This window comes from Pseudoduganella sp. S-14 (assembly GCF_049913285.1).
Classification (GTDB): domain Bacteria; phylum Pseudomonadota; class Gammaproteobacteria; order Burkholderiales; family Burkholderiaceae_D; genus Rugamonas.
In genome coordinates this window covers 5,823,798-5,846,889 of the sequence record NZ_CP183991.1, presented here as the reverse complement: position 1 = coordinate 5,846,889, position 23,092 = coordinate 5,823,798, and the positions used below count along the sequence as shown (strand labels likewise).

21 protein-coding genes and 1 tRNA gene are annotated in these 23,092 nt (G+C 64.3%); 9 read left to right on the top strand and 13 right to left on the bottom strand.

Annotated features, from left to right (window positions below; translation table 11 throughout):
- Nucleotides 1–39 precede the first annotated feature (39 nt).
- From ACN9MZ_RS27035 to ACN9MZ_RS27015, 5 genes are all read right to left on the bottom strand, one after another.
- The gene (locus ACN9MZ_RS27035; RefSeq protein ID WP_426339888.1) at nucleotides 40–1,050 is read right to left on the bottom strand and encodes a cation diffusion facilitator family transporter; all 1,011 of its coding nucleotides are present in this window, start codon (nucleotides 1,048–1,050) and stop codon (nucleotides 40–42) included.
- A complete protein-coding gene (locus tag ACN9MZ_RS27030; RefSeq protein WP_057261009.1) occupies nucleotides 1,047–1,364 on the bottom strand; it encodes an ArsR/SmtB family transcription factor in 318 nt (105 codons plus the stop codon). Before ACN9MZ_RS27030 ends, ACN9MZ_RS27035 begins: the two co-directional genes overlap by 4 nt.
- A 119-nt stretch (nucleotides 1,365–1,483) precedes the next feature.
- Nucleotides 1,484–1,906 carry a hypothetical protein gene (locus tag ACN9MZ_RS27025; RefSeq protein ID WP_426339887.1) on the bottom strand — a complete coding sequence of 141 codons (423 nt, stop codon included), beginning with the start codon at nucleotides 1,904–1,906 and terminating at the stop codon, nucleotides 1,484–1,486.
- Nucleotides 1,907–2,635 carry a hypothetical protein gene (locus tag ACN9MZ_RS27020; RefSeq protein WP_426339886.1) on the bottom strand — a complete coding sequence of 243 codons (729 nt, stop codon included), beginning with the start codon at nucleotides 2,633–2,635 and terminating at the stop codon, nucleotides 1,907–1,909.
- Nucleotides 2,636–2,649: 14 nt separating this feature from the next.
- Entirely contained in the window at nucleotides 2,650–3,552 is a 903-nt protein-coding gene (locus ACN9MZ_RS27015; RefSeq protein ID WP_426339885.1) for a metallophosphoesterase family protein, read from the bottom strand.
- Nucleotides 3,553–3,571: 19 nt separating this feature from the next.
- Between ACN9MZ_RS27015 and ACN9MZ_RS27010 the strand changes: the two genes are divergently transcribed.
- Nucleotides 3,572–5,539 carry a 3'-5' exonuclease gene (locus tag ACN9MZ_RS27010; protein WP_426339884.1) on the top strand — a complete coding sequence of 656 codons (1,968 nt, stop codon included), beginning with the start codon at nucleotides 3,572–3,574 and terminating at the stop codon, nucleotides 5,537–5,539.
- On the opposite strand, the gene ACN9MZ_RS27005 is transcribed toward ACN9MZ_RS27010, so the two are convergent.
- Nucleotides 5,536–6,018 (bottom strand): CinA family protein, encoded by a 483-nt coding sequence (locus ACN9MZ_RS27005; RefSeq protein WP_426165261.1) that lies wholly within the window; start codon nucleotides 6,016–6,018, stop codon nucleotides 5,536–5,538. The two genes, ACN9MZ_RS27010 and ACN9MZ_RS27005, sit on opposite strands and share 4 nt — an antisense overlap.
- A 253-nt stretch (nucleotides 6,019–6,271) precedes the next feature.
- Between ACN9MZ_RS27005 and ACN9MZ_RS27000 the strand changes: the two genes are divergently transcribed.
- From ACN9MZ_RS27000 to ACN9MZ_RS26990, 3 genes are read left to right on the top strand one after another with little or no spacing between them, the layout of a single operon-like run.
- Nucleotides 6,272–6,787 carry a YfiR family protein gene (locus ACN9MZ_RS27000; protein WP_426339883.1) on the top strand — a complete coding sequence of 172 codons (516 nt, stop codon included), beginning with the start codon at nucleotides 6,272–6,274 and terminating at the stop codon, nucleotides 6,785–6,787.
- Complete coding sequence (locus ACN9MZ_RS26995; protein ID WP_426339882.1) at nucleotides 6,784–8,811, top strand: ATP-binding protein; 2,028 nt, start codon at nucleotides 6,784–6,786, stop codon at nucleotides 8,809–8,811. The genes ACN9MZ_RS27000 and ACN9MZ_RS26995 overlap by 4 nt, the downstream gene beginning before the upstream one ends.
- On the top strand, nucleotides 8,808–11,402 hold the full coding sequence (locus ACN9MZ_RS26990; protein WP_426339881.1) for an EAL domain-containing protein: 2,595 nt from the start codon (nucleotides 8,808–8,810) through the stop codon (nucleotides 11,400–11,402). The genes ACN9MZ_RS26995 and ACN9MZ_RS26990 overlap by 4 nt, the downstream gene beginning before the upstream one ends.
- A 103-nt stretch (nucleotides 11,403–11,505) precedes the next feature.
- Here ACN9MZ_RS26990 and ACN9MZ_RS26985 read toward each other — a convergent pair whose 3' ends face one another.
- Entirely contained in the window at nucleotides 11,506–11,904 is a 399-nt protein-coding gene (locus tag ACN9MZ_RS26985) for a DUF3224 domain-containing protein (RefSeq protein ID WP_426342961.1), read from the bottom strand.
- 96 nt (nucleotides 11,905–12,000) lie between these two features.
- Between ACN9MZ_RS26985 and ACN9MZ_RS26980 the strand changes: the two genes are divergently transcribed.
- On the top strand, nucleotides 12,001–12,843 hold the full coding sequence (locus ACN9MZ_RS26980; RefSeq protein ID WP_426339880.1) for an AraC family transcriptional regulator: 843 nt from the start codon (nucleotides 12,001–12,003) through the stop codon (nucleotides 12,841–12,843).
- A 52-nt stretch (nucleotides 12,844–12,895) separates the two neighbouring features.
- On the opposite strand, the gene thiL is transcribed toward ACN9MZ_RS26980, so the two are convergent.
- A complete protein-coding gene (gene thiL / locus ACN9MZ_RS26975) occupies nucleotides 12,896–13,861 on the bottom strand; it encodes a thiamine-phosphate kinase (RefSeq protein WP_426339879.1) in 966 nt (321 codons plus the stop codon).
- Between the two features lie 34 nt (nucleotides 13,862–13,895).
- Nucleotides 13,896–14,066 (bottom strand): hypothetical protein, encoded by a 171-nt coding sequence (locus ACN9MZ_RS26970; protein ID WP_426165245.1) that lies wholly within the window; start codon nucleotides 14,064–14,066, stop codon nucleotides 13,896–13,898.
- A gap of 325 nt (nucleotides 14,067–14,391) precedes the next feature.
- Here ACN9MZ_RS26970 and ACN9MZ_RS26965 point away from each other — a divergent pair, with 325 nt between their 5' ends.
- The gene (locus ACN9MZ_RS26965) at nucleotides 14,392–16,704 is read left to right on the top strand and encodes an NADP-dependent malic enzyme (protein ID WP_426339878.1); all 2,313 of its coding nucleotides are present in this window, start codon (nucleotides 14,392–14,394) and stop codon (nucleotides 16,702–16,704) included.
- A gap of 13 nt (nucleotides 16,705–16,717) precedes the next feature.
- Nucleotides 16,718–17,170 carry a DUF2214 family protein gene (locus ACN9MZ_RS26960; protein ID WP_426339877.1) on the top strand — a complete coding sequence of 151 codons (453 nt, stop codon included), beginning with the start codon at nucleotides 16,718–16,720 and terminating at the stop codon, nucleotides 17,168–17,170.
- Between the two features lie 217 nt (nucleotides 17,171–17,387).
- Here ACN9MZ_RS26960 and ACN9MZ_RS26955 read toward each other — a convergent pair.
- A tRNA-Leu gene (locus ACN9MZ_RS26955) sits at nucleotides 17,388–17,472 on the bottom strand.
- A gap of 195 nt (nucleotides 17,473–17,667) precedes the next feature.
- On the opposite strand from ACN9MZ_RS26955, the gene ACN9MZ_RS26950 reads away from it, so the two are divergent.
- Together ACN9MZ_RS26950 and ACN9MZ_RS26945 are read left to right on the top strand one after the other, a co-directional pair.
- Nucleotides 17,668–17,931: a hypothetical protein gene (locus ACN9MZ_RS26950; RefSeq protein WP_426339876.1), complete on the top strand. Its 264-nt coding sequence runs from the start codon at nucleotides 17,668–17,670 to the stop codon at nucleotides 17,929–17,931.
- A 68-nt stretch (nucleotides 17,932–17,999) separates the two neighbouring features.
- Complete coding sequence (locus ACN9MZ_RS26945; RefSeq protein WP_426339875.1) at nucleotides 18,000–18,386, top strand: hypothetical protein; 387 nt, start codon at nucleotides 18,000–18,002, stop codon at nucleotides 18,384–18,386.
- Nucleotides 18,387–18,392: 6 nt separating this feature from the next.
- Here the strand turns inward: ACN9MZ_RS26945 and ACN9MZ_RS26940 are convergent, their stop codons facing one another.
- From ACN9MZ_RS26940 to ACN9MZ_RS26930, 3 genes are all read right to left on the bottom strand, one after another.
- The gene (locus tag ACN9MZ_RS26940) at nucleotides 18,393–20,306 is read right to left on the bottom strand and encodes an AAA family ATPase (protein ID WP_426339874.1); all 1,914 of its coding nucleotides are present in this window, start codon (nucleotides 20,304–20,306) and stop codon (nucleotides 18,393–18,395) included.
- Nucleotides 20,307–20,489: 183 nt separating this feature from the next.
- Nucleotides 20,490–21,227: a substrate-binding periplasmic protein gene (locus tag ACN9MZ_RS26935; protein ID WP_426339873.1), complete on the bottom strand. Its 738-nt coding sequence runs from the start codon at nucleotides 21,225–21,227 to the stop codon at nucleotides 20,490–20,492.
- A 57-nt stretch (nucleotides 21,228–21,284) separates the two neighbouring features.
- On the bottom strand, nucleotides 21,285–23,009 hold the full coding sequence (locus tag ACN9MZ_RS26930; protein WP_426339872.1) for an ArnT family glycosyltransferase: 1,725 nt from the start codon (nucleotides 23,007–23,009) through the stop codon (nucleotides 21,285–21,287).
- Between the last annotated feature and the right edge of the window lie 83 nt (nucleotides 23,010–23,092).

Sequence of the window (23,092 nt, the reverse complement as noted above, 5' to 3'; positions counted from 1 at the left end):
ATTTGGACGGCGAGGAGAGGCTTTGTATGACTTTTTGGCTTAATGCGCATGGCCATGGTGGTGATCGTGATCGTGGTCATGAGCATGGTCCTGGTCATGCTTGTCCTCGAGCGCATGCCCCTGGCCTTGCAGGCAGCACTCATGCTGGGTGGTACCTTGCTCGGTTTGCAATGTCGTATGGTGGATGCCGAATTGCTCCTTCAACTGGCGCGCGATGTCGTCGATGGCCATATCGCCCGGATAGCCGCCCGGCATGACAAGGTGGCAAGTCAGCGCCACATCGGTGGTGCTCATTGACCAGATATGCAGGTCGTGCACGCCGGTCACGCCAGGGCTGGCCAGCAGGAATTTCTCCACTTCGGCGGCGTCCACATTGCCCGGCACCGCGCCCAGCGTCATGTCCAGCGCCTCGCGCAGCAGCGACCAGGTGCTCTTCATGATCAGCACCACGATCACCAGCGACACGGCAGGGTCGATCCACGCCCAGCCGGTGTACAGGACCACCAGGCCGGCAATCAGCACCCCCAGCGAGATGGCGGCATCGGCTGCCAGGTGCAGGTAGGCGCCGCGGATATTCAGGTCGTCCTTGCTGCCCTTCATGAACAGCCAGGCCGAGATGCCGTTGACGGCAATGCCGATGCCGGCCACCACGGACACGGTCAGCCCCGCCACCGGCGTAGGCTCCATCAAGCGCTGCAAAGCGCCCCAGGCGATCGCGCCGGTCGCCGCCATCAGCAGCATGCCGTTGAACAGCGCAGCCAGGATGGAACTGCTGCGCAAGCCATAGGTATAGCGGCCGGACGGCTCGCGCTTGGCCAGGATGGCAGCGCCCCAGGCCAGGATCAGGCTTAATACATCCGACAGGTTATGGCCGGCGTCGGCCATCAGCGCGGTGGAATTGGCCAGGAAACCGTAGAAGAACTCGATCGCGACGAATAGCGCGTTGAGGGCGATCGCGATGGCGAAGGCGCGGCCGTGGCCCGCGTCGCCGTGATGGTGATGATGATGGCCGTGGTCGTGGCCATGTCCGTGGTGGTGATGGGCGCTCATTGTTCGTTACCGTTGGATGGTTCGGCGATGTGCTCCAGCATATCGCGCAGGACACCGCTGATATGGGCGTCAGCGGTGGAATAGAAGACTTGCTTGCCCTGGCGCTCGGACTTGACGATACGGGCGGCGCGCAGCAGCCGCAGGTGGTGGCTGACCAGCGAAGAGCTCAATTGCAGCGAGCCTGCGATATCGCTCACCGCGATTGGCTGTTCCAGGCAAGCCAGCACAATGCGCAGCCGGGTCGAATCCCCCAGCAAATGGAAAAGATCCGCCAGCTCCGCGACCGAAGCATCGTTGTCAGAATAGATAGCCATAGCAAACAAATGAATAGGTATTCACATGTTAGCATGAAAGTCGGGGTCAGGTCTGGCAATCCGCCAAAAAGCGCACGAATGTGCGCCTTTTGGCGGATTGCCAGACCTGACCCCGACTTTTATTTCGAGAGTTCGGCTTCGAAGGCGGCGCGGGCTTTGGCGTCGAGGGTCTGCATGGCGCGCTCGAGCTTGGCTGGCGGGATGCCGGCGGGTTTGCTGAAGATGGCCTGGCCGATCAGTACCAGGGCGGCGGTCAGCACGGCGACGCCTGCCGCCGCGGCCAGCAGGCGCAATTCGCGGCGCGAAAACGGTTCGTGGGAGGTCGGGATGGGGCGCGCGCCCGGTGGCGGGACGACAGCGGCGCCTGGCGCGGCTGGCGTCGGCGCGTGGGCGCCGTCCAGCCGCGCCAGGTGGCGTTCGACCGCTTCTTCCAGCACCGCTTCGTTCAGCGCCACCAGGGCAAAGATCGGATCGTCGACATCTACCTTGATGCCGGTCTTTTCAAAGACGTGCAGGCGGAGTTTCTGCGGGTCGAGGGCCATTTACCAGTTCACCAGGTCGAGTTGTTCGAACAGGTCGCGGAACACGACCTTGATGCGCTGCTTTTCCATCACATTGAACTTGTCGCTGGCTTTCACTTCGTCGACAGTCAGGCGGCCGGTGTTCATTTTCTTCACGTCGGCGCCGAAGGTGTCGGCATTGCGCGCGCTCAACACAATGCGGCCGCGTACGCGCTGCGAGTTGTCGGCATAAGTCTGCGATTCCAGGAAGGACTTGCCGGACGCCGATTGCAGCAGCCCGAAATGCTCGTTCTCCCACAGCACCAGCGGCACCTGGGTCGACTTGGCCGTGGTGACGAAGCCCATCGCCGTATCGTGCAGCGTATCGCCGCCGCCAACGATGGTGTGGATGTACACCTTGCGGCCCGATTCTTCCAGCAGGTTGAAGCAGTCGTTCTCGATCAGGTAGGCCATCAGCGGCGAGAAGGTGTTGGCGCCGTTGTCGACCACGCAGTTGCCGTCTTCCTCCAGGATGTCGATCATCAGGGCGTCGAAGCGCTTGGGGTCGATGGTGCGCGATTCGGTCATCACGGGCACGTGCTTCACGTCCAGCGCCTTGTAGCGCGAGAAGGTGGTGTTTTCCTGGTCGGTGTCGTAGCAGCGCAGTGGGCCTTCGCTCCTGGCTTTCAGCCATTGTGCGAGGATGGTCGATACATACGTCTTGCCGATACCGCCCTTGCCCTGCAGGACGAAGTGAACCGTGTTTTGCATTGATGCTCCTGTTATCAGTGGCAGTTGGCCGTGCCGCTGTCACGGGCCTCCTGCTGCGGGCGTTCCGGCGCCGTCTTCGGCTGGACCGGCAGGAACTCCCATTCGTAGCTGTTTTCCTTCAATACCAGTTTCAGCACGCCGGTACGCCAGTTGGAGCGCGCCTCGCTCTGCTCATTCAGCCAGAGGAAGGGCGTCAGCATGGCGCCGCCGGTGCCGACCACGAACTGGCGCACGCCGCGCGCCGCATCGGGCTGGGCGTCTGCATCCATCGGCGCCAGGCGCTCGTAGTCGTGGTCGTGCCCAGACAGCACCAGTTCGACGCCTGCCGCGTGCAGGGCGCGCCAGACGTCCTGCATCTTCTTGGTCGGGGCGTGCCCGCCAGAACTATACATGGGCGCGTGCCAGTAGGCGAGGGTGCAACGCGCCTTGCTGGCTGCCAGGTCGTCTTTGAGCCACAGGAGCTGACGCTGGTGCTCGGCGGTTTTCAGGTCGCTGTTCAGGGAAATGAAGTGCCAGCCGCCCTTGTCGAAACTGTAATAGCCGCGTCCGGCAGGGCCGGCCAGTTCGCCGAAGTAGTCGAAATAGCCTGCTGCCTTGCCGCTGGTGTATTCGTGGTTGCCGGGAGCAGGTCGGGTGCGCGCCTTGAACTGGCCCCAGGTAGGGGCGTAGCAGTCGCTGAATTCGGCCGGGGCGCCATTCGGGTAGGTATGGTCGCCCAGGGTGAGGATGAGGGCCTCGGGGTCGCCCCTGGCGATGATGGCGGCGGTTCCGGCGGCGCCGGAGTCGGCGGCGCGGTTGTAGCGGCAGTCGGCGATGTCGCCGGCGGCGTACACCGTCAGGGGGCGTGCGGCATGCCCGGCGGCCGGGGCGGTGAGGGCGGCTGCGACGGCCAGCCAAGGTAGAATGCGTGTTTTCATTGGCTCCATTAGAACAGGCATGCGAGTTTCACCATCCAGCGAGCAGGAAGCGATCCTGAAGTCCCGCACCCAGACCTTGATGATCGAGGCGCGCGCAGGGACAGGCAAGACTACCACGCTGGCCATGCTGGCGGCACAGGAACCGGGCGTCGTGCTGGGACTGTGTTTCTCGGAAGGAGCGCGGCAGCGCTTTTACGAGAAGCTGGCGCTGGAATGCCCGCAGCGCAAGGTGCAGGTGCTGACGGTGGAAGCGCTGGCGCGCTCGCAGCTCACGCGCATCGCGGAGCACGGCAACTGGCTGGACCTGCCCGAGCGCTGGTCAAGCCTGGAGCAGATGCGCCCCATGCTGGTGGCAGCCGCCAACACGGTCTGGCAGCGCCACGAGGGCCGCTATACGGAATTCGATTTTGATTTCGAACGCAGCACCCAGCGCGTGGAAATGATGCTGCAATTGCTGGCGCAGATGAAGGCGACCCTGGCCACCTTGCGCTTCGAGGATGAAGTCTTCGACGACTTCACTTTCGACGAATTGTGCAACGAGTTCCAGCTGGAAGACCGCGAGATCGTGGAGATCTTCCACGAGTTCGAGCGCCGCCGCCAGCCGCAGGCCGGGCATATCCTGTGGCAGGCGCCGGTCGATTACGCAACCGACCTGGTATCCATCCTGCGCCGCTTTCCGGAAGCCGTGCACGACATGCCGCAGGCCGACCTGCTGCTGGTCGACGAATGGCACGACGTGAATGCCGCCGAATTCGAGTTGCTGCAACTGTTCCGCCGCAACGCGCGGCTGGTCGTGGTGGGCGACCGCCACCAGGTGATCAACGCCGAACGCGGCGCCGACCCGCGCTTCTCGGGCGGCGGTTTCGAGCTGGCCTTCCCCGATGCGGAACGCCTGCCGTTGTCGCAGTCGCGCCGCTGCGGCGTGTCGCTGAAAAAGCTGCTGGAACGCGCCCTGCCAAAATGCGGCTTCGAATCGCACCCGGACACCTACTCCGAAGTGCGCCACGTCGAATACGACCACGCCGACCCGCAAGCCTGCGCCCGCGCCGTCGTCGCCAAGGCAAAAGAGCTGGCGCTCGGGCCGGACCTGGCCATCATCCTGCGCGAAGTCGACCAGAGCGTGGAAATCGAAAACGCATTGCTGGATGCCGGCCTGCCCTACAACTGCGACGGCTTCGCCTCCTACCTCAAGCGCCCGGAAATCATGGCCCTGCGCGCCCTGCTGCACGTAGCCAGCGGCGACTACAGCACGCTGAAGGCGGACAAGGAAAGCTGCGAGCTGATGGTCGACGGCCTGCAAACCTATTTTGCCGTCTCCGGCGACCGTCGCGACTACGAGGCCAGCCACGCCATGTACGGCTCCGGCGACGCCTACCAGCAGCAGAAGGATGCCGTGGTGCGCGACCCGGAAACCCTGGAATTCATGTTCAGCGGCCTGCTGTGCGCCGAGCAGCCTTACGACAGCGGCGCCACGCGGCGCTGGAAGCAGCGCCTGGCCGCCGTGCTGGAGCAGATGAAGGCGCAGGCCCCGACGGCCAGCGCCGCGCAATTGCTGGAGCTGGCCAGCGCGGGTCTCGACCTGCCTGCTGCCACCCGCCGCACTTTCGTCAAGCGTGCCCACGCCGACTCCGTGCTGCGCACCCTGAGCGCCTTCATGGATTTTGCCCAGCGCCAGGGGGACGAGAAGGCGCCGGCCTTCCTCGAAGAACTGCGCCGCCGCCAGGTGGCCACGCGCGGCAAGCCTGCGGCACGCGGCGGCGCGAGCAAGGCCCTGGCGCTGGCAACCGTGCAGGCGGCAAAGGGAAGGGAATGGCAGCAGGTGCTGCTGCCGTATATGGAAGAAGGCCAGTTCCCGCGCGCCACCCGCAATGGGGATGAATACGCCGAAGAACGGCGCTACCTGTACGTGGCGATCAGCCGCGCCATCGGCGGCCTGACCCTGTTCGAACCGGCTGCAACGGAGCGCCGCAGCCGCCTGCTCAACTAGTTAATAAAGCGCAGCAGGCCTTTCAGCGAATGCTCGATGGTCTGCGCGCGCACCGCCTGGCGGTCGCCCGAGAACACCAGCCGTTCGGTGTGCACCGTATCGGCGTTGGCCCAGCCAAAACAGACCGTGCCGACCGGCTTGCCCGGCACCGCGCCGGTGGGGCCGGCAATGCCGGTAACCGATACCGCCACATGCGCATTGCTGGAGCCCAGCGCGCCTTGCGCCATGGCGGCTGCCACTTCTTCGCTGACGGAACCGAATTGCGCCATCATGGCGGCCGGCACTTCCAGCATTTCAGTCTTCGATGCGTTCGAATAGCAGACAAAGCCGCAGTCGAACCAGCCGGTGGAACCGGCAATGTCCGTGATTGCCGTGGAGATGCCGCCACCGGTGCACGATTCCGCGGTTGCCAACAGCAAGCCTTTGTCTTGCAGGGCCTTACCCACCTGGGCGGCCAGTTCGTTGATGTCTGTACTCACTTGTGGCTCCTTTAGCAAACAAAAGCGTTTGAGCCCATTCTAGCGCGCTGCTGTGCAGATTGACCACGCTGCACCGCAATAATGTGGCGTCACGACTAACTTGCAAGCCGGGGAAGGCTTTGGTGGTGCGATAAACCAATAATTGCGCCGCTGTCGGGTACTCAGCGATAGAATGCCCCCAGTCCCCTGTTCGCGAGGCACGGTGGTGAGGACTCTCCAAGGAAGATGTCCCGTTTTCTGGGTGGCGCTGCTATTGGCTGCGCTGCTGCCCCTGTTCGCCCATGCCCAATCCGGCTCCAGCCTGGAGCGCCAGGTCAAGGCTGCCTACCTGTACAAATTTGCCGGCTTCGTTGAATGGCCCGAGGGCAGCTTTGCGCGCCCGGATGCGCCGATCGTGATCGGCATTGCCGGCGCCGACCCGCTGGCCGAGCAACTGGAACAGACGGTCGCCAGGCACACCGCCAACGGCCGGCCGCTGCAGGTCAGGCGCATCAAGCGCGGCGACAGCCTGGCCGGCGTCCACATCCTGTTCATCCCGGCGCAGGAGAGGGTGCTGGCGCAGGACCTGCTGGCCGCCAGCCGCGGCCAGCCGGTGCTGACCGTCACCGACGGCGACGAGACTTTCGGCATGGGCAGCATGATCAACTTCGTCATCGCCGACGAAAGGCTGCGCTTTGAAGTCTCCCTGAAACATGCAGCCGTGGCGCGCCTGAAAATCAGCGCGCGCATGCTGTCGGCCGCCCTACGTGTGCAGCAGGTGGCGGGATGATTGCGCGCCGCCGCTCCCTGCCGCAAAAGCTGCTTGGCGTGGTGATGCTGGTCACGCTGGTGGCCCTGCTGGTATCGCTTGGCACCATCATCGCTTATGACTTGCGTGCCTACCACCAGTCCCTGAGTTCGGACATGACCACCCAGGCCGAGCTGCTTGGGCATATGAGCGCGCCGGCGCTGACTTTCGACGATCCGCGCCTGGCCAAGGAGAACCTGGCGCTGCTGCGCCTGCGGCCAAAGGTCAATGCAGGCGCCATCTACAATGCGCGCGGCCAGTTGTTCGCTACCTATGTGGCGCCGGGAGTCGACGTCAGCGTGCCGGCCGCGCCGCAGGCCGAGGGCGTGGCGTTCGAGGACGGCAAGATGATGCTGTTCCGCCGCATCCGCGACAACGGCGAATTACTGGGCACTGTCTACCTGCAGTCGGACTATGAACTCCTGGGCCGCTTCGGCGACTACATGTTGATTGCCATCATCGCCACCTTCCTGGCGATGGGCATTGCCTACCTGCTGATGCGGCCCCTGAACAAGGTCGTCACGCAGCCGGTGCTGGCGATTGCCGACGTCGCGCGCGAGGTGATGGCGACCGGCGACTATTCGCGCCGTGCGCAGGGCACCAGCAACGACGAGGTGGCCGAGCTGGCCGATGCCTTCAACAAGATGCTGGGCGAGATCGAAAGCCGCACGCGCGAGCTGGAAACCTCGAACAGCGAAATCGCGCGCGAGGCGGAACAGCGCAGCAAGGCACAGCAGGAAGTCATGCGCCTGAACGAGGAACTGGAGCAGCGCGTGCACGAACGCACGCTGCAGCTCGAGCAGGCCAACAGCGAGCTGGCCATGGCAATGCAGGAGGCAAAGAGCGCCAACCAGGCCAAGTCGGCCTTCCTCTCCTCCATGAGCCATGAACTGCGCACGCCGCTCAACGCCATCCTCGGCTTCGCGCAAATCCTGACCTCGGAAAAACTGCCTTCCACGCTGGCGCAGAAACGCGAATTTGCCAACCACATCCTGAAATCCGGACGCCACCTGCTTACCCTGATCAACGAGATCCTCGACCTGGCCAAGATCGAATCTGGCGCCGTGGCGCTGTCGCTGGAACCGGTGGCGCTCAACGAAATCCTGCACGAGTGCGAAGGCATGGTGGCGCCGCTGGCGAGCGCGCGCGGCATCCGCCTGCTGTTCCCGGAAGGCTGCATGTCCCATGTCACGGCCGACCGCACCCGCCTCAAGCAGATCGTGCTCAACCTGTTGTCCAACGCGATCAAGTACAACCGCGATGGCGGCGCCGTGGTGGTCGACTGCAGCCCGAGCGGAACCAGCCTGCTGCGGGTCTCGGTGCAGGATACCGGGATGGGGCTCAAGCCGGAGCAGGTCAAGCAACTGTTCCAGCCCTTCAACCGCCTGGGCCAGGAAAGCGGGGCGGAGGAGGGCACCGGCATCGGCCTGGTGGTGACCAAGCGCCTGGTGGAGCTGATGGGCGGCACCATCGGCGTGACCAGCAGCCAGGGCGTGGGCAGCATGTTCTGGATCGAACTGGAATCGACCGAGCCGACGCCGTCGCGCATCGACCCCAACGCCGAGCGGCCGCCCCAGCACCAGCGCCACGCAGAAGGCGAGCCGGCCATGATCCTGTATGTGGAAGACAACCCGGCCAACCTCAAGCTGGTGGAAGAGATCATCAGCTTCCGTCCCGACCTGAAACTGATTTCCGCGCCGGACGGCCACCTTGGCATTGAGCTGGCGCGCGCGCACCAGCCGGACATCATCCTGATGGACATCAACCTGCCCGGCCTGAACGGCATCGACGCCGTCAAGCTGTTGGCCAGCGATCCCCGCACCGCGCACATCCCTGTCATCGCCCTGACCGCCAATGCCATGCCGCGCGACGTGGAAAAAGGCCTGGCGGCAGGCTTCTTCCGCTACCTGATCAAGCCGATCAACATCGACGAGTTCACGGAAGCGATCAACAGCACCATGGCCTTCCTGGCACGCAGGGAGGAAGAAGGGAGTACGTCCAAGTGATCAGCCGCGACGATATCCTGAACGCCAAAGTCCTGATAGTGGACGACCAGCCGGTCAATGTGCAGTTGCTGGAATACCTGCTGCAGACCAGCGGCTACGTGAACGTCAGCTCCACCACCGACCCGCGCGTGGTGGCGCCCTGGCACGAAGAGCACCGCTACGACCTGATCATCCTCGACCTGCACATGCCCGGCATGAGCGGTTTCGACGTGATGGAGGCGCTCAAGCCGCTGGAGCCGGAATACCTGCCGGTGCTGGTGGTGACCGCGCAGCCGGACCAGAAGCTGCCGGCGCTCGATGCCGGCGCGCGCGACTTCGTCAGCAAGCCCTTCGACCCGGTCGAGGTGCTCACGCGCATCAACAATATGCTGGAAGTGCGCCTGCTGCACCAGCAGGCGCGCGACTACAACGAGGTGCTGGAGCAGACCGTGCGCGCCCGCACGGCCGACCTGCAGCGCTTCCGCAGCGCGATGGACGCCACCGCCGACGCCATCTTCCTGATCGACACCAATACTCTGGCGCTGGTGGACGTCAACGAAGGCGCCTGCCGCATGCTGGGCCATCCGCGCGCGCAACTGCTGTCGCTGGATCCGGCCCGCCTGGGCCTGGGCGGGCGCGAAGCACTGTCGGCGCAGGCCGAGCGCGCCGGCCAGGCGAAGGCGGCGCCGCACCGCGCGCCGGAGCTGATGGAAATCGAACTGCAGCGCGGCGATGGCGCCACGGTGCCCGTGGAAGTCTACTGGCTGCTGCAAAGCGAAGGAGAGTCGGCACACCGCACCCTGATCTGCGTGGCGCGCGACATCACCGAACGGCGCCTGGCCGAAGAGCGCCTGCGCCACATGGCGCATTACGATCGCCTGACCGGCCTGCCCAACCGCACCCTGTTCTTCCAGACCCTCGGCGAATCGATCGAGCTGGCGCAGGACAAGGAATGGCGCATCGTGGTGCTGTTCATCGGCCTGGACCGCTTCCGCAAGGTCAACGACTCGATGGGCGCGGCCATGGGCGACCAGTTGCTGCACGAATTTTCCAACCGCCTGGTGCAATGCGTGCGCTTGCGCGATACGGTGGGCCGCCTGGGCGGCGACGAGTTCGCGCTGATCCTGACCATGACGCGCGACCAGCAGGACGCGGTCCTGGTGGCAAACGAAGTGCGCGATGCCCTTCGCTCGCCCTTCGAGCTGGACGATCACCAGGCCACGCTGACCGCCTCCATCGGCATCGCCATGTACCCGGACGACGCCAACGATCCGGAGACGCTGGTCAAGTACGCCAACACCGCCATGGAGCGCGCCAAGGAGGCCGGCGGCGACGGCTACCGTTTTTTCACCGCCGGCATGAACGTGCAGGTGCTGGCGCGCCTCGACCTGGAGATGGCGCTGCGGCGCGCACTGGACAACAACGAACTGGAGCTGCACTACCAGCCCAAGGTCAACCTGACCGCGGGCCGCATCAGCGGCGCGGAGGCTCTGCTGCGCTGGAACCGGCCGGGCTATGGCCTGGTCTATCCGGCGGAATTCGTCGGCGTACTGGAAGAGACGGGCCTGATCGTGCGCGTCGGCAGCTGGATCATCGATTCCGCCTGCCGCCAGATCGCGACCTGGCTGCGCACGCCGGTCGGCGGCGTGCACGTGGCCGTGAACGTGGCCAGCCGCCAGTTCGTCGAGGGCGACCTGGAAAACGACGTGCGGCAGGCGCTGGAACGGCACAATGTGCCGCCCGAACTGCTGGAGCTGGAATTGACCGAAACGGCCTTGATGTCCAATGCCGAGCGCACCATCCAGGTGCTGACGGCGCTCAAGCAACTGGGCATCAAGGTGGCGATCGACGATTTCGGCACCGGCTATTCCTCGCTGGCCTACCTGCAGCGCTTCCCGATCGACAAGCTGAAGATCGACATCGCCTTCGTGCGCGATATCACGACCAATCCCAACGATGCCGCGATTGCGCTGGCCATCATCAGCATGGCGCACAGCCTCAAGCTGCGCGTGATTGCGGAAGGCGTGGAGACGCGGCCGCAACTCGAATACCTGCGCCGCAACCGCTGCGACGAAATCCAGGGCTACTTCTTCAGCCGCCCGCTGGCCGCGCCGGAGATGGGTGCGCTGGCCGAATCGGGCAAGAGCCTGCCGCCCGACCCCAACGTGGCGGCCGAGCCGCCGCAAACCCTGCTGCTGGTGGATGACGACGTCAATGTGCTGTCCTCGCTGCACCGCCTGTTCCGCCGCGACGGTTACCGCATCCTGACGGCGGAGTCGCCGGCCGAAGGCTTCGACCTGCTGGCGCTGTATCCGGTGCAGGTGATCGTGTGCGACCAGCGCATGCCGATCCTGAGCGGCACCGAGTTCCTGGCCAAGGTCAAGGAGATGTACCCGGACACGATCCGCATCATCCTGTCCGGCTACACCGGGCTGGAAGCGGTGCTCGATTCGATCAACCGCGGCGCGATCTACCGTTTCTACACCAAGCCGTGGGACGATACCCAGTTGCGCGACAACATCCGCCTGGCCTTCCACCACTATTGGCTGATGCACGGCAGCGGCCGCCGCGCCGGCGAACCGGGCGAAGACCATACCGCGCTCACCGGATAAAAAAATGCCGCCCACGATGGGGGCGGCCGAAGACATTCACGGGAGTGGTATGAATGTGGAGACAGGCAGGATAATAGCCTCCGCTTGTTACCTCTTCATGACATCATTTTTCTGCCAACGCCTGTGGCAGCTGGTAGTTGAAGGTGTAGCGGTGCTGGCCGCCGCTGATGTCGATGTTCATGGTGCCTTGCAGGCCGGCCAGTTCGCCGGTGGCCGAGTCCGGGACGACGCTGACATTCAGCGTCGGCGTGCCTTTGTTCATCAGGCCGGCGTGCTGCAGGAAGAAGCTGCCTTTGCGGCCTTCCAGCGTGGCAGTGACCTGTTCCAGCGCGACGTAGCCGGCCGATCCTTTCACTGCAGTCATGACGGCCAGCATCTCTCCCTGGCTGGTGCCATCGAGCGCGCCGTGGAAGGTCTTGGCAATGGTTTGCCGGCCCCAGGGCTGGCCTGCCGCCGCTGGCTGCGGCGTGAGCTTGACGTCGAACGTGCCTTCGATCTGCATTGGTTTATCTCCTGCACTGGCCGCGGCGGCGGCGAATGCGAATAGTAGGGGGATCAGTGTTTTCATGGCCGCCATTATGGTAGTCTCCATCGCCTTATGATTGGAAAAACGCGACAAATCGAAACTGAGCCGCGCGGCATCCTGGTGCCGCGCTTGAAGGCGGGCTCATTCTGCCATGAGCGCATGGCGCCAAGCGCCGCGCTGGCGGAATGGGTCGAGCATTACTGGTTCGTCGGCTGGGACATGCAGGGCCATCCACCGCAGCAGCAAGAAACGCTGCCGCATCCCAATGTGCACCTGGTGATCGAGAATGACGCGGACGGCGTGTACGGCGTGCATACGGCGCGCTACACCAAGCTGCTTGCGGGGCAGGGCTTCGCGTTCGGCATCAAGTTCAGGCCGGGCGGTTTTCGTCCCTTCTTCGGCCGCGCCGTCGCTGAACTGTCCGACCGGCGTGTCGCGCTGGCGCAGCTGTTCGGCGCCGACGGCGAACAACTGACGCAGCAGCTGCGCGCCTGCGCAACGTCCGCCGCTGCTGCACCCTCTGCGATGGCTGCCCTGGCGCAAGCTTTTCTCCTGGCACGCCTGCCCCGGGCGGATGAAGACGCAGGCCGCGCGGCAGCGCTGGTGGCTGCCGTGGCAGGCAATCCGGCGCTGCTGACGGTGGACGCGTTGGCCGGACAGGCGGGCCTCAACAAGCGCGCCCTGCAGCGCCTGTTCCAGCAATACGTTGGCGTCGGGCCGAAATGGGTGATCAAGCGCTATCGCATGCACGAAGCCGTGGCCCAGCTGCAGGCCGGCACCGCGCCGGCGCTGGCCCAGCTCGCGCTAAGCCTGGGCTATTACGACCAGGCGCACTTCATCAAGGATTTTGCTGCGCTGGTGGGCCAGCCGCCGGGGGAATACCTGCGCCAATTGCCACCGCCCGCGGCACGATAGACCGGGCCAGCTTATCGCCGAGCCGCCTGCGGCGTTCGCGGAAGGTCATTGTTCAGGTGGAGAAGTGGTCGAAGCCGGACAGCTCCAGTGCCAACGGCGCGCCGGATGCATCGGTCCAGCGCAGGCCGGCAGCGTCCTCGATGCGGCCGATGCGGGTCACCGGGGTGCCGCATTGGGCGGCGGCGGCGAGGATCGCTTCGCGCCGCGATGCGGGTGCGGTGAAGCAGATCTCATAGTCGTCGCCACCGGCTGCGGTGAAGGCGCGCCGCAGCGCTTGCGGCTGGGTCGCCAGCACCGGGCCGGCCGGCAGCGCGTCGGCATTCAGGGTGGCGCCCACCCGCGACTTCTCGAGGATATGGCCAAGGTCGCCCACCAGCCCGTCCGAGATATCGATGGCAGCATGGGCCAGGCTGCGTTCGGCCAGCATCGCGCCCAGCGCCACGCGCGGCGTCGGCGTATGCATGCGCGTGCCGGCCGCGGCCAACTGCTCGGCCGGCAGTGCCAGTTCGCCCAGGTAGCCGGCCAGGGCCAGGCGCGCATCGCCCAGGGTGCCGGACACCCAGATATCGTCGCCAGGACGGGCGGCGCTGCGGCGCAGGGCGCGTCCCGGCGCCACTTCGCCAAACACCGTGATGCAGATATTCAGAGGCCCCTTGGTGGTGTCGCCGCCGATCAGTTCACAGCCGTGCAGGTCGGCCAGCGCGAACAGGCCGCGCGAGAAACCTTCCAGCCAGGCGCGTTCGGCGGTCGGCAGGGCCAGGGCCAGGGTGAAAGCCACCGGACGGGCGCCCATGGCGGCCAGGTCGGACAGGTTGACGGCCAGACTCTTGTGGCCAAGGCGCTGTGCGTCTTCGCCGGCAAAGAAATGCCGGCCCTCGACCAGCATGTCGGAGGAAACGGCTGTCTGCATCCCCGGCGAGGGCGCCAGCAGCGCGCAATCGTCGCCGATGCCAAGGGCCGCGCGTCCAGGCAAGGGACGAACGAAGTATTGTTTGATCAGGTCGAATTCGGAAAGCATCCCGCCATTCTAGCGGGGTAGCCGGGCTTCGTCCTTAGTTTGGCTTGTCGCGCAGGTAAATCCAGGTGCCGCCCGAAGCCAGGGCCGCCATTGCAAGCAAGGCAACATAACTGGAATCTTGCGGGGTGAAGAAGAGGGCGACGGCAGTCGCAGGGAACAGGACGCCGGACAGACGGGACCAGGAATGCCAGATTGCATCACGCATGGTAATTTCCTTCCGTAAAGTGCCAGTAAACCCAGTCTATGCAGGAAAATGCCACATGTAAAGTTGCTTTCGCCGAAAATTGCAAGCAAATGCGATTTGGCGCAACTAGATTTTATGGTTTCGTGCCGCAAGTCAGCATTGTCGCCAGGGCGACAGTTTATTAGCTTGATTGGGAGAAAAATCCCGGGGCGCAAGACGATTCTTAATCGGAAGGCAATGGAAACCGATGAAAATTCGGGATTGGTAAAAATACCTACGTTAGAGCAATCCCTCTATCTGCTAGAATCGGAAGCTTTCGGACATAGGATAAAAGGGGCAGTACAGCATGGATTCGGGATCTGACAAAAAAGAAGAACTTCGCCAACAACTGCGCGCCGCTGCACTGGAATACCACGAGTGCCCCAAGCCAGGCAAAATCAGCGTCTCCCCCACCAAGCAACTGACCAACCAGCGCGACCTGGCGCTGGCCTATTCCCCGGGCGTGGCAGCGCCATGCGAAGAGATCGTCATCGACCCGGCCAACTCCTATAAATACACCGCGCGCGGCAACCTGGTGGCCGTCATTTCCAACGGCACCGCCGTGCTGGGCCTGGGCAATATCGGCCCGCTGGCGTCCAAGCCGGTGATGGAAGGCAAGGGCGTGCTGTTCAAGAAGTTCGCCGGCATCGACGTGTTCGACATCGAAATCAACGAGTCCGACCCGGACAAGCTGGTCGACATCATCGCCTCGCTGGAACCGACCTTCGGCGGCATCAACCTGGAAGACATCAAGGCACCGGAGTGCTTCTACATCGAGCGCAAGCTGCGCGAAAAGATGAAGATCCCGGTCTTCCATGACGACCAGCACGGCACCGCCATCATCGTCGGCGCAGCCATCCTGAACGGCCTGAAATACATCGGCAAGGACATCAAGAACGTCAAGCTGGTGGTGTCCGGCGCCGGCGCGGCGGCCCTGGCCTGCCTGGACCTGATCGTCGACCTTGGCTTCCCGATTGAAAACATCCTGGTCACCGACCTGGCCGGCGTGGTCTACAAGGGCCGCACCGAGCTGATGGACCCGGACAAGGAGCGCTTCGCACGCGAAACCCCGCACCGCACCCTGGCCGACTGCATCGAAGGCGCCGATATCTTCCTCGGCCTGTCCGCCGGCGGTGTGCTGAAGCAGGACATGGTCAAGCAGATGGCGCCCAATCCGCTGATCCTGGCCCTGGCCAACCCGAATCCGGAAATCCTGCCGGAAGACGTGAAGGCGGTGCGCGGCGACGCCATCATCTGCACCGGCCGTTCGGACTATCCGAACCAGGTCAACAACGTGCTGTGCTTCCCTTACATCTTCCGCGGCGCGCTCGACAGCGGCGCCAGCACCATCACCCGCGAAATGGAAATCGCCGTGGTGCACGCGATTGCCGACCTGGCGCACGCCGAACAGTCGGACATCGTTGCCACCACCTATGGCATCGCCAATCTGGCCTTCGGCCCGGAATACCTGATCCCGATGCCGTTCGATCCGCGCCTGCTGACCAAGATCGCGCCGGCCGTGGCCAAGGCGGCGGCCGACTCCGGCGTAGCCACCCGTCCTATCAAGGACCTGGAAGCCTACGCCGACAGCCTGCAGCAGTTCGTCTACCGTTCCGGCACCTTCATGAAGCCGGTGTTCGCGGTGGCCAAGCAGACCCCGGCCGACATGAAGCGCATCGTCTACGCCGAAGGCGAGGAAGAACGCATCCTGCGCGCGGTGCAGGTGGTGGTCGACGAGAAACTGGCGCGCCCGATCCTGGTCGGCCGCCCCGCCGTGCTCGATGCGCGCGTGCAGAAATTCGGCCTGCGCCTGAAGCAGGGCGTCGACTACGACGTGATCAATCCGGACTTCGACGAGCGTTACCGCGATTACTGGAAGGCTTATTACGAGCTGACCGCGCGCAAGGGCGTGACGCAGGAATACGCCAAGCTGGAAATGCGCCGCCGCCATTCGCTGATCGGCGCCATGATGATCAAGAAGGGCGATGCCGACGGCATGATCTGCGGCACCTTCGGCACCACCCAGCTGCACCTGCACTACATCGACCAGGTGCTGGGCCGCCGCCCGGGCGCCTGCGTCTACGCGGCGATGAATATCCTGGTGCTGCAGGACCGCCAGCTGGCGCTGGTGGACACCCACGTCAACGAAAACCCGAACGCCAACGAACTGGCCGCCATCACCATCATGGCCTCGGAAGAGATGAAGCGCTTCGGCCTGGTGCCGCGCGCGGCGCTGCTGTCGCATTCGAACTTCGGCTCCTCCAACAGCGAATCGGCGCAGAAGATGCGCGCCGCGCTGGACCTGGTGCGCCAGCGCGCGCCGGACCTGGAAGTGGACGGCGAGATGCACGGCGACACCGCGCTCGATTCCAAGCTGCGCCACAAGCTCTTGCCCAACACCACCCTGAAGCAGGACGCCAACCTGCTGGTGATGCCGAACATCGACGCCGCCAACATCGCCTACAACTTGGTCAAGACTGCGGGCAACGGCATCGCGATCGGCCCGATCCTGCTCGGCTGCGCCGCACCGGTGCACATCCTGACCCCGTCCGCCACCGTGCGCCGCATCGTCAACATGACGGCGCTGTGCGTGGTCGACGCGGTGTCGGAACGCGCGTAAGGGGGGCGGGGCCATGGTCGACTTGCTGCTCGCGGTCGTGCACCACCTGCTGGCCTTCGGCATCGCCGCAGCCATCACGGCCCAACTGGTGCTGGTACGGCCGGGCATGCAGCCGCCGGCCGTGCAGCTCGCGGCCAAATACGATATTGCTCTCGGCATCATGTCGCTGTCGCTGGTGGCGATCGGCTTTTCGCGCGTGTTCTTCGGCGCCAAGGGTTCCGCGTTCTACCTCCACAACCATGTGTTCTGGACCAAGGTGGTGCTGTTTGCCCTGATCGGCCTGCTGTCGATCAAGCCGACCCGCGCCTTCTTGCGCTGGCGCAAGGCGCAGTCGGCCGACGCCGGCTTCGCACCGGAAGAGGTGGAAATCCGTGCGATCCGCAAAACCCTGATGACCGAGATCCATCTCTTCGCCCTGCTGCCGATTGCCGCTGCCGCCATGGCGCGTGGCTACGGCTACGCCTGAACGCCGATACCCGGCAGTACCCTGGGCCGGTCCCGGCCCAGGCCGCAATACGTCCCACTTGCGCGATATGGTGCCGCTGTTCGGCGATGGCCTGGCTGGCCGGCGCGCCTGGTGCTGCAGCAAAAAAGGGGAGGGAACAGCGGGAATCCGGGAAGCCTTATGGATGCCACGGCGTGCGCCGAAGCGCATATAGAAGGCAGGCGTTAGTAAGAAGAGATGGTGCCCGAGGCCGGAATCGAACCGGCACGCCTTGCGGCGGCGGATTTTGAGTCCGCTGCGTCTACCAATTTCACCACTCGGGCCACTTAACGCGACACGCATTATTACCGATTTGCCACCGCGCGGCAACCCTGCAGCAAATATTTAAGCTATGGGCTGCGGTGCCTAAATTGAAAAAAATGAACGCCCGGCCAGCTATCCAATGGCAATAGTGGGGCGTAGGATGGATTAAGTCGAAGAGACCGAGCGGCCACCACAGGGCCGCCGCAAGCGAAAGCTTGCTCCCATGCGCCCAGCCTATCGGCAGCGGCGCCTGGCACCAGGTTTGGACAGCCGGCGCAGGCGCACCCCACCCGCTCCGGTCCCGAGCGCCCCGCCAGATACCGGCCAGGGCGCCCCTGGACAGCAATGCCGCACTGACGGCAGGCATCCGCATCGCATTCCTCGACCGTGGTGAAGAAGTGGTCATCGAAAACTTCGAGCGCTTGCCGATGTCGGTTGCGATGAAGGAAACCAATGTGCGCGTGGTAGCCGCGCGCTAAGCCGGACAATACCGCGGCCGTGGCGCATCAAAGCGGTGCGCCACGACGCCTTTTGAAGGAGTGACGCCATGAAAACCCTGGTAGCGAGTGCTGCCGCAATCGCCTTGTTGTACAGCGTTTCTGCCCTGGCGGGCGACGAACTGACGGTGCGCGTTCCAGCGCCCAGCAGCTATAGCATGCATCGTAGCGAATTCCGCGACTATGCTGCCAACTATGACCTGAGCAACGGCCAGACCATCCGTTTCACCGAGTACCGCAAGCATTTCTTCGCCCAGCTGGGCGACGAACCGAAGACCGAGATGTACGCTATCGCACCAGGGGCGCTGGTCACCGCTTCCGGAACGCGCTTTGAATTCAGCAACGACGGCTCGGAAGTCACGATCCGCAATTACGAGAAGCTGCCGCTAGCCGGCGTGCCCGGTGGCAGCAATATCACGGTGATCGCTTGGCGCTGATGAGGCTCAAGCCGCCTGCTGCAGAGGCGCCGGGTCGAGGCGCTCCTCCAGCAGGGCGAAGATGGCGTCCTTCGACAGTACGTAGCGCTCCATCAGCTCTTCCTTGATGGATTCCATCACCGCGCGGTAGTCGCGCATGGCGGCCAGCGTGGTGCTGTACAACTCGTCCGCCTTGGCTTCCACCTGCAGCAGGGTGTGCTCGTCACCGGTCTCGCCGCGCAGCTGGCTGTAATCGAGCTTGGAGCGCGAATACATCGACAGGCGGTTGACCATCATGTTCAGCATTTTGGTGGCCTTCTCGATATCGTTCTGGCTGCCCACGGAAATGCCGCGCGCGCCGTAGAACAATTCTTCCGCCGCCACGCCGCCGTACAGCTGCATCACGTCGCGCTCCATCTCTTCCAGCGTGCGCAGCGACATGTCGTCGCCGGCCGACAGCACATAGCCCAGCGCATTCATCTTCGACACCGCTTCGGTGGAAATCTTCAGCAGGTGCGACTTTTCCTTCACCTCGGCCAGCGGCATGCCGGCGCGCAGGTAAGGGTCGATCTGCATGAAGAAGTGGCCCAGCTCGTGCAGGGCGATGCGCTCGCGCTGGCGGGTCTTCTCGGCGGTGGTGGCGCGGTCGGTCAGGCCGATGGTGGCGCGTTCGAAGGCGCGGAACATCAGGTCGGTATTAATCACGCACTTTTCCTGGATCGAGATCATGGAGGCGCGGTCGACCACGGTTTCCAGCAGGGCCGGGCTGAGGTTGGCGGTGATGTCCGCCACCTGGTCCAGGTCCATGTCATTCCAGTCCACCAGGCCATCCTGCTTGCGCTTCAGGAAGGAATCGAGCAGCGCGCGGCGCTCGCCCTTGTTTGGCAGGCGGAAATTGATCTTCACGCTGAAGCGGCGCAGCATGGCTTCATCCATCGCGGTCGAGGCATCGTCGAAGTTGGAGGCCACGATCCAGATCACGCCCTGGCCCTGTTCGCTCTTCACGCCGTCCAGCAAGCCCAGCAGGGTATTCGCGGTATCGTCTTCCCATTTCTTCTCGCCGCGGCCGCGCGGCATGAACAGCGCCTGCGCCTCGTCCAGGAAGATGATGCAGTTGCCACGTGCGCAAGCCTTCTTGTATAGCGCATTCAGGGCCTTGGAGCCGCCGCCCACATAACCCGATTCCAGCGCCGAGCCGGAAGCCTGGATCAGCGGGTAGCCCAGGCGCTTGGCCAGGTAGCCGGCCAGTTTGGTCTTGCCGGTGCCTGCCGGACCGGTCAGCATCACGTTGAAGGGCTTGTCGATATTGTGCTGCTTATAGACTTCGCGGTTGCGGATCATGTCTTCCAGGTGCAGCACTTCCTGCTTGATGTCTTCCATGCCGATCAGGTCGTCCATCGAACCCTTGAGCTGGTCGGGCGTGATCACGGAAGCGTTCATGCCCATCCCCGGCATGCCCCACTTGAGCACGAACAGCACCAGGCCGACCACGAAGATGTCGAAGGCGTGGCGTTTCAGGAAAGCTTGCACGCCGGCCCACTGGCCGCCATCGTCCAGCAGCACGCCCTTGTGGGCGGCCAGGAAGTCTTCCTTGGCGATGGCGTAGGCGATGTTATTGCGCAGCAGGACTTCGCGCTCCAGGCTCTGGTGCGAGGTGCTGGGCACCACCACCACGTGCAGGGTGGCGTCGTTCTTGAATTTGTACACGTAGCGCGGCGAATCGGCCAGCGGCCGCGCGATCAGCAGGTAGTCCAGCTTGTCGCGCTGGGATACCAGGGCGGTGATTTCACCGATATTCTGCGAACGCACCACCGGCGCGGCATCTTGCGCTACGTCGCCGCGCAGCAGCGCAAAGGCGAGGGCGGCGGTAGCCAGCAGCACCAGGGTGATGCGCACCAGAGGGTTTTTGAGGGCGAGTTGGAGCTTGTAGATATTGAACATAGGCCATTCAAACGCAAGGTTTTCTGGTGGGCCTATGGCCGGTGGCAGATGCCTCGGCTGGCCCTAGTTGTCAGGAATGCCGTGCGGCAACATTCCACATATGATGACTATAGCGCGTAAACCAAGCACGCGTGCACACCGTCTCAAAAAAACTTTAGTTGCGCAACAGTAATAATCGACAAGTTATTTGCCGGCTTGCCACTGCTCGTATTTCTTTTCCAATCTTGTAAACGTGCCGTCCTTGCGCATTGCCGCGAGCGCTGCATTCATGCGCTCGACCATCGCGTCGGGCACGCTCGGGTTGCAGGCCAGGTAGACCTTGACGTGGTGGAAAGTGAGCACCGGCACCAGGGCTTCCGGAGCCGCGAACTGGGCCAGCGCGCTGAGGTCGTTGTTGCGCACGCCGACCGCCCACAGGTCGATGCGGTCGAGCATCAGCTTTTTCGGATTGGCGGCATTGTCCGGCGCGCCATCGACATCGAAGCCGCGGGCACGCAGGAATTCGTCGCGCGCATCGCCATTGTAAGTGCCGATGCGAAGCTTGCGCGCGTCATCCAGGCGATGCACATTGTACTTGCGGCCGGCGCGCCCCATCAGCACCCATTCCGCTTCATCGGTGGGGCCGATCCATTTGAACTGCTGTTCGCGCTCCGGGGTGCGCGAGGTGGAATACACGCAGGTGTAGGGATCGCGCTGCGCCATGGTGAAGGCGCGTTTCCAGGGCAGCACGTCGATGGTGTAGGCGTAGCCGCTGCGGGCCAGCATTTCGCGGATTTTTTCGCCCTCGCGGCCGACCACCTGGTTGCCGACCTTCATGCTGGCCGGCGGCGAATGCTCGGCAGTGATGACAAGGGGCGGGGCCGCCAGCGCTGTCACGCTGGTAGCCAGCAACATTGCCAGATACGCCACTCCAGAAACCATGCCTACCTCTTTGCTATCGTCCGTTACAGGATAGCAGGGAGGCGGGCCGGCGGACAGTCAGTTGGCGTGCACCGTGCGGCGCTTGAACAGGCGGAAACGCTCGCTGCGGTCCGAGGCGCGGCGCCCTTCCCAGAGCTGTTCCCACTCGGCGCCCGGCTGTTGCTGGTAGACACGAGATTTGATGCTATCTTGCAACAGCATGACGTCGCAGCGGCGCTGTTCGACGCCGTTGAACGGCATCTTGCCGAAAAAGGCGAAGGAGGCGCGCTGGGCCGGGGTGACATTGCTCTGCACACAATCGGTGCCGGGCGGCAGGACTGCCGCCGCTTCGCGCGCCACGCTGGCGTAGCTCTTGCTGTAGTTCACATGCGGCAGGAACAGCGTCATCAGCAAGATCCAGATCAGGATCAGGCCGCCGGACGACAGCACCACGGCGCGCCACAGCACGGCCGGACGGCGCGACAGGCGCCAGTGCACCAGCACGAACCAGCCGGCGCTGGCGCACAGGCCGACCAGCAGCGACAGCCAGCTTACTTCCGGCGTGAAGCCCGGCAAGAGCTTGAGCACATTATGCGCCGGCTTGGCCGGCCAGCCGGTCAACTGGGCGTAATAGAAAATCCACAGCACGGCGGCGCACAGGGTCAGCACCATCACGCTGAACCAGTCGATGGCGTTGATGGCGCCGCGCTTCATGGTCAGCAGGCCGAAGGCGGCCATGATGGCCAAGGGCGGCAGCAGCATCAGCAGGTGGCCTTGTTCGGGGGCCGGGTTGATCAGCACCAGGAGGGTGGCTACCGTGACGAAGGTGGTCGGCACCACGATGTGCAGCAGGTTGCTCTGGCGCCGCCAGGCCCACACGGCCCAGGCGGCAAACGGCCAGGCTGGCCAGAAGAACCAGACCCCGACGCGGAAGAAGGTGCGCAAGCCTTCGAAGCTGCCGACCGTCAGCTGGGCCTCGTTCCAGGCCATCCAGGCAGCCAGCGGCGCCTGGCCGTAAGGCCGGGTCAGCAGGGCAGGTACGGCCCACACGGCGGTCACGCCGGCAGCCACGGCCACGGCAAAGGCCAGGTCGCGCAGCGAACGGGCGGCCGGCATGGCCAGGAAGCGGGTGCAGGCAAACAGGGCGACCACCAGGGCGGCCGGCACCACCCAGCCGCGCGTCAGGGTCAACAGGCCCAGCGCCAAACCGGCCAGGGCGGCATTGCGCAGCGAAGGCAGTTCCATGTAGCGCACGCTGCGGTACAGGGTGAGCGCCAGCAGCGAGACCTGCAGCGGTTCGGCCGTGGTCTCGTGGCTGTGCACCAGCAAGCCCAGGCAGCCGAGGTAGATCAGCACGGCAGCATCGGCCAGGGTGCGGCCGAAATCGTCCGGCTCCGGCTGGCCGCCGAAGGCCAGGCGCAGCGGCTGCGCTTCCGGGCGCCGGCCCAGGTTGAAGGTGGCATACCAGACCGCCATCACGCCCAGCAAAAACACGCCAAGGGTGGCCACGCGCGCGCCCAGTACGTCGCCGATGGCCCAGCCGAACAGCTTGATGCCCAGCGCCCCGAGCCAGAACGCCAGCGGGCCTTCATCGGTCACCGACAAGCCGGCGATATTCGGCCACAGCCAGTCTTGCCAGGCGCCGTGCGCCATGGTCCACATCACGCCGAAGCTGGCCGCATCATCGTTTTTCCACGGCTCGCGCCCGATCAGTCCCGGCAGGATGTACAGCAGGCCCAGGGCGAAGAACGCCCAGCGGGGCAGGGTGCGGGTGGCGGCGGCGGGCAGACGGACTGGCTTCATCGGTCAGGGTTATTCTTTGGAAAGCTGGAGTATGACGGGTAAAAAGAAAAAAGGCAGCCGCGGCTGCCTTTTTTTTGCTGCGA

What these genes read in the sequence shown, in the direction of transcription:
- ACN9MZ_RS27035 (WP_426339888.1), bottom strand. Translation starts at nt 1,050, where the DNA reads ATGAGCGCCCATCACCACCACGGACATGGCCACGACCACGGCCATCAT.
- ACN9MZ_RS27030 (WP_057261009.1), bottom strand. Translation starts at nt 1,364, where the DNA reads ATGGCTATCTATTCTGACAACGATGCTTCGGTCGCGGAGCTGGCGGAT.
- ACN9MZ_RS27025 (WP_426339887.1), bottom strand. Translation starts at nt 1,906, where the DNA reads ATGGCCCTCGACCCGCAGAAACTCCGCCTGCACGTCTTTGAAAAGACC.
- ACN9MZ_RS27020 (WP_426339886.1), bottom strand. Translation starts at nt 2,635, where the DNA reads ATGCAAAACACGGTTCACTTCGTCCTGCAGGGCAAGGGCGGTATCGGC.
- ACN9MZ_RS27015 (WP_426339885.1), bottom strand. Translation starts at nt 3,552, where the DNA reads ATGAAAACACGCATTCTACCTTGGCTGGCCGTCGCAGCCGCCCTCACC.
- ACN9MZ_RS27010 (WP_426339884.1), top strand. Translation starts at nt 3,572, where the DNA reads ATGCGAGTTTCACCATCCAGCGAGCAGGAAGCGATCCTGAAGTCCCGC.
- ACN9MZ_RS26995 (WP_426339882.1), top strand. Translation starts at nt 6,784, where the DNA reads ATGATTGCGCGCCGCCGCTCCCTGCCGCAAAAGCTGCTTGGCGTGGTG.
- ACN9MZ_RS26985 (WP_426342961.1), bottom strand. Translation starts at nt 11,904, where the DNA reads ATGCAGATCGAAGGCACGTTCGACGTCAAGCTCACGCCGCAGCCAGCG.
- ACN9MZ_RS26980 (WP_426339880.1), top strand. Translation starts at nt 12,001, where the DNA reads ATGATTGGAAAAACGCGACAAATCGAAACTGAGCCGCGCGGCATCCTG.
- thiL (WP_426339879.1), bottom strand. Translation starts at nt 13,861, where the DNA reads ATGCTTTCCGAATTCGACCTGATCAAACAATACTTCGTTCGTCCCTTG.
- ACN9MZ_RS26970 (WP_426165245.1), bottom strand. Translation starts at nt 14,066, where the DNA reads ATGCGTGATGCAATCTGGCATTCCTGGTCCCGTCTGTCCGGCGTCCTG.
- ACN9MZ_RS26965 (WP_426339878.1), top strand. Translation starts at nt 14,392, where the DNA reads ATGGATTCGGGATCTGACAAAAAAGAAGAACTTCGCCAACAACTGCGC.
- ACN9MZ_RS26960 (WP_426339877.1), top strand. Translation starts at nt 16,718, where the DNA reads ATGGTCGACTTGCTGCTCGCGGTCGTGCACCACCTGCTGGCCTTCGGC.
- ACN9MZ_RS26945 (WP_426339875.1), top strand. Translation starts at nt 18,000, where the DNA reads ATGAAAACCCTGGTAGCGAGTGCTGCCGCAATCGCCTTGTTGTACAGC.
- ACN9MZ_RS26940 (WP_426339874.1), bottom strand. Translation starts at nt 20,306, where the DNA reads ATGTTCAATATCTACAAGCTCCAACTCGCCCTCAAAAACCCTCTGGTG.
- ACN9MZ_RS26935 (WP_426339873.1), bottom strand. Translation starts at nt 21,227, where the DNA reads ATGGTTTCTGGAGTGGCGTATCTGGCAATGTTGCTGGCTACCAGCGTG.
- ACN9MZ_RS26930 (WP_426339872.1), bottom strand. Translation starts at nt 23,009, where the DNA reads ATGAAGCCAGTCCGTCTGCCCGCCGCCGCCACCCGCACCCTGCCCCGC.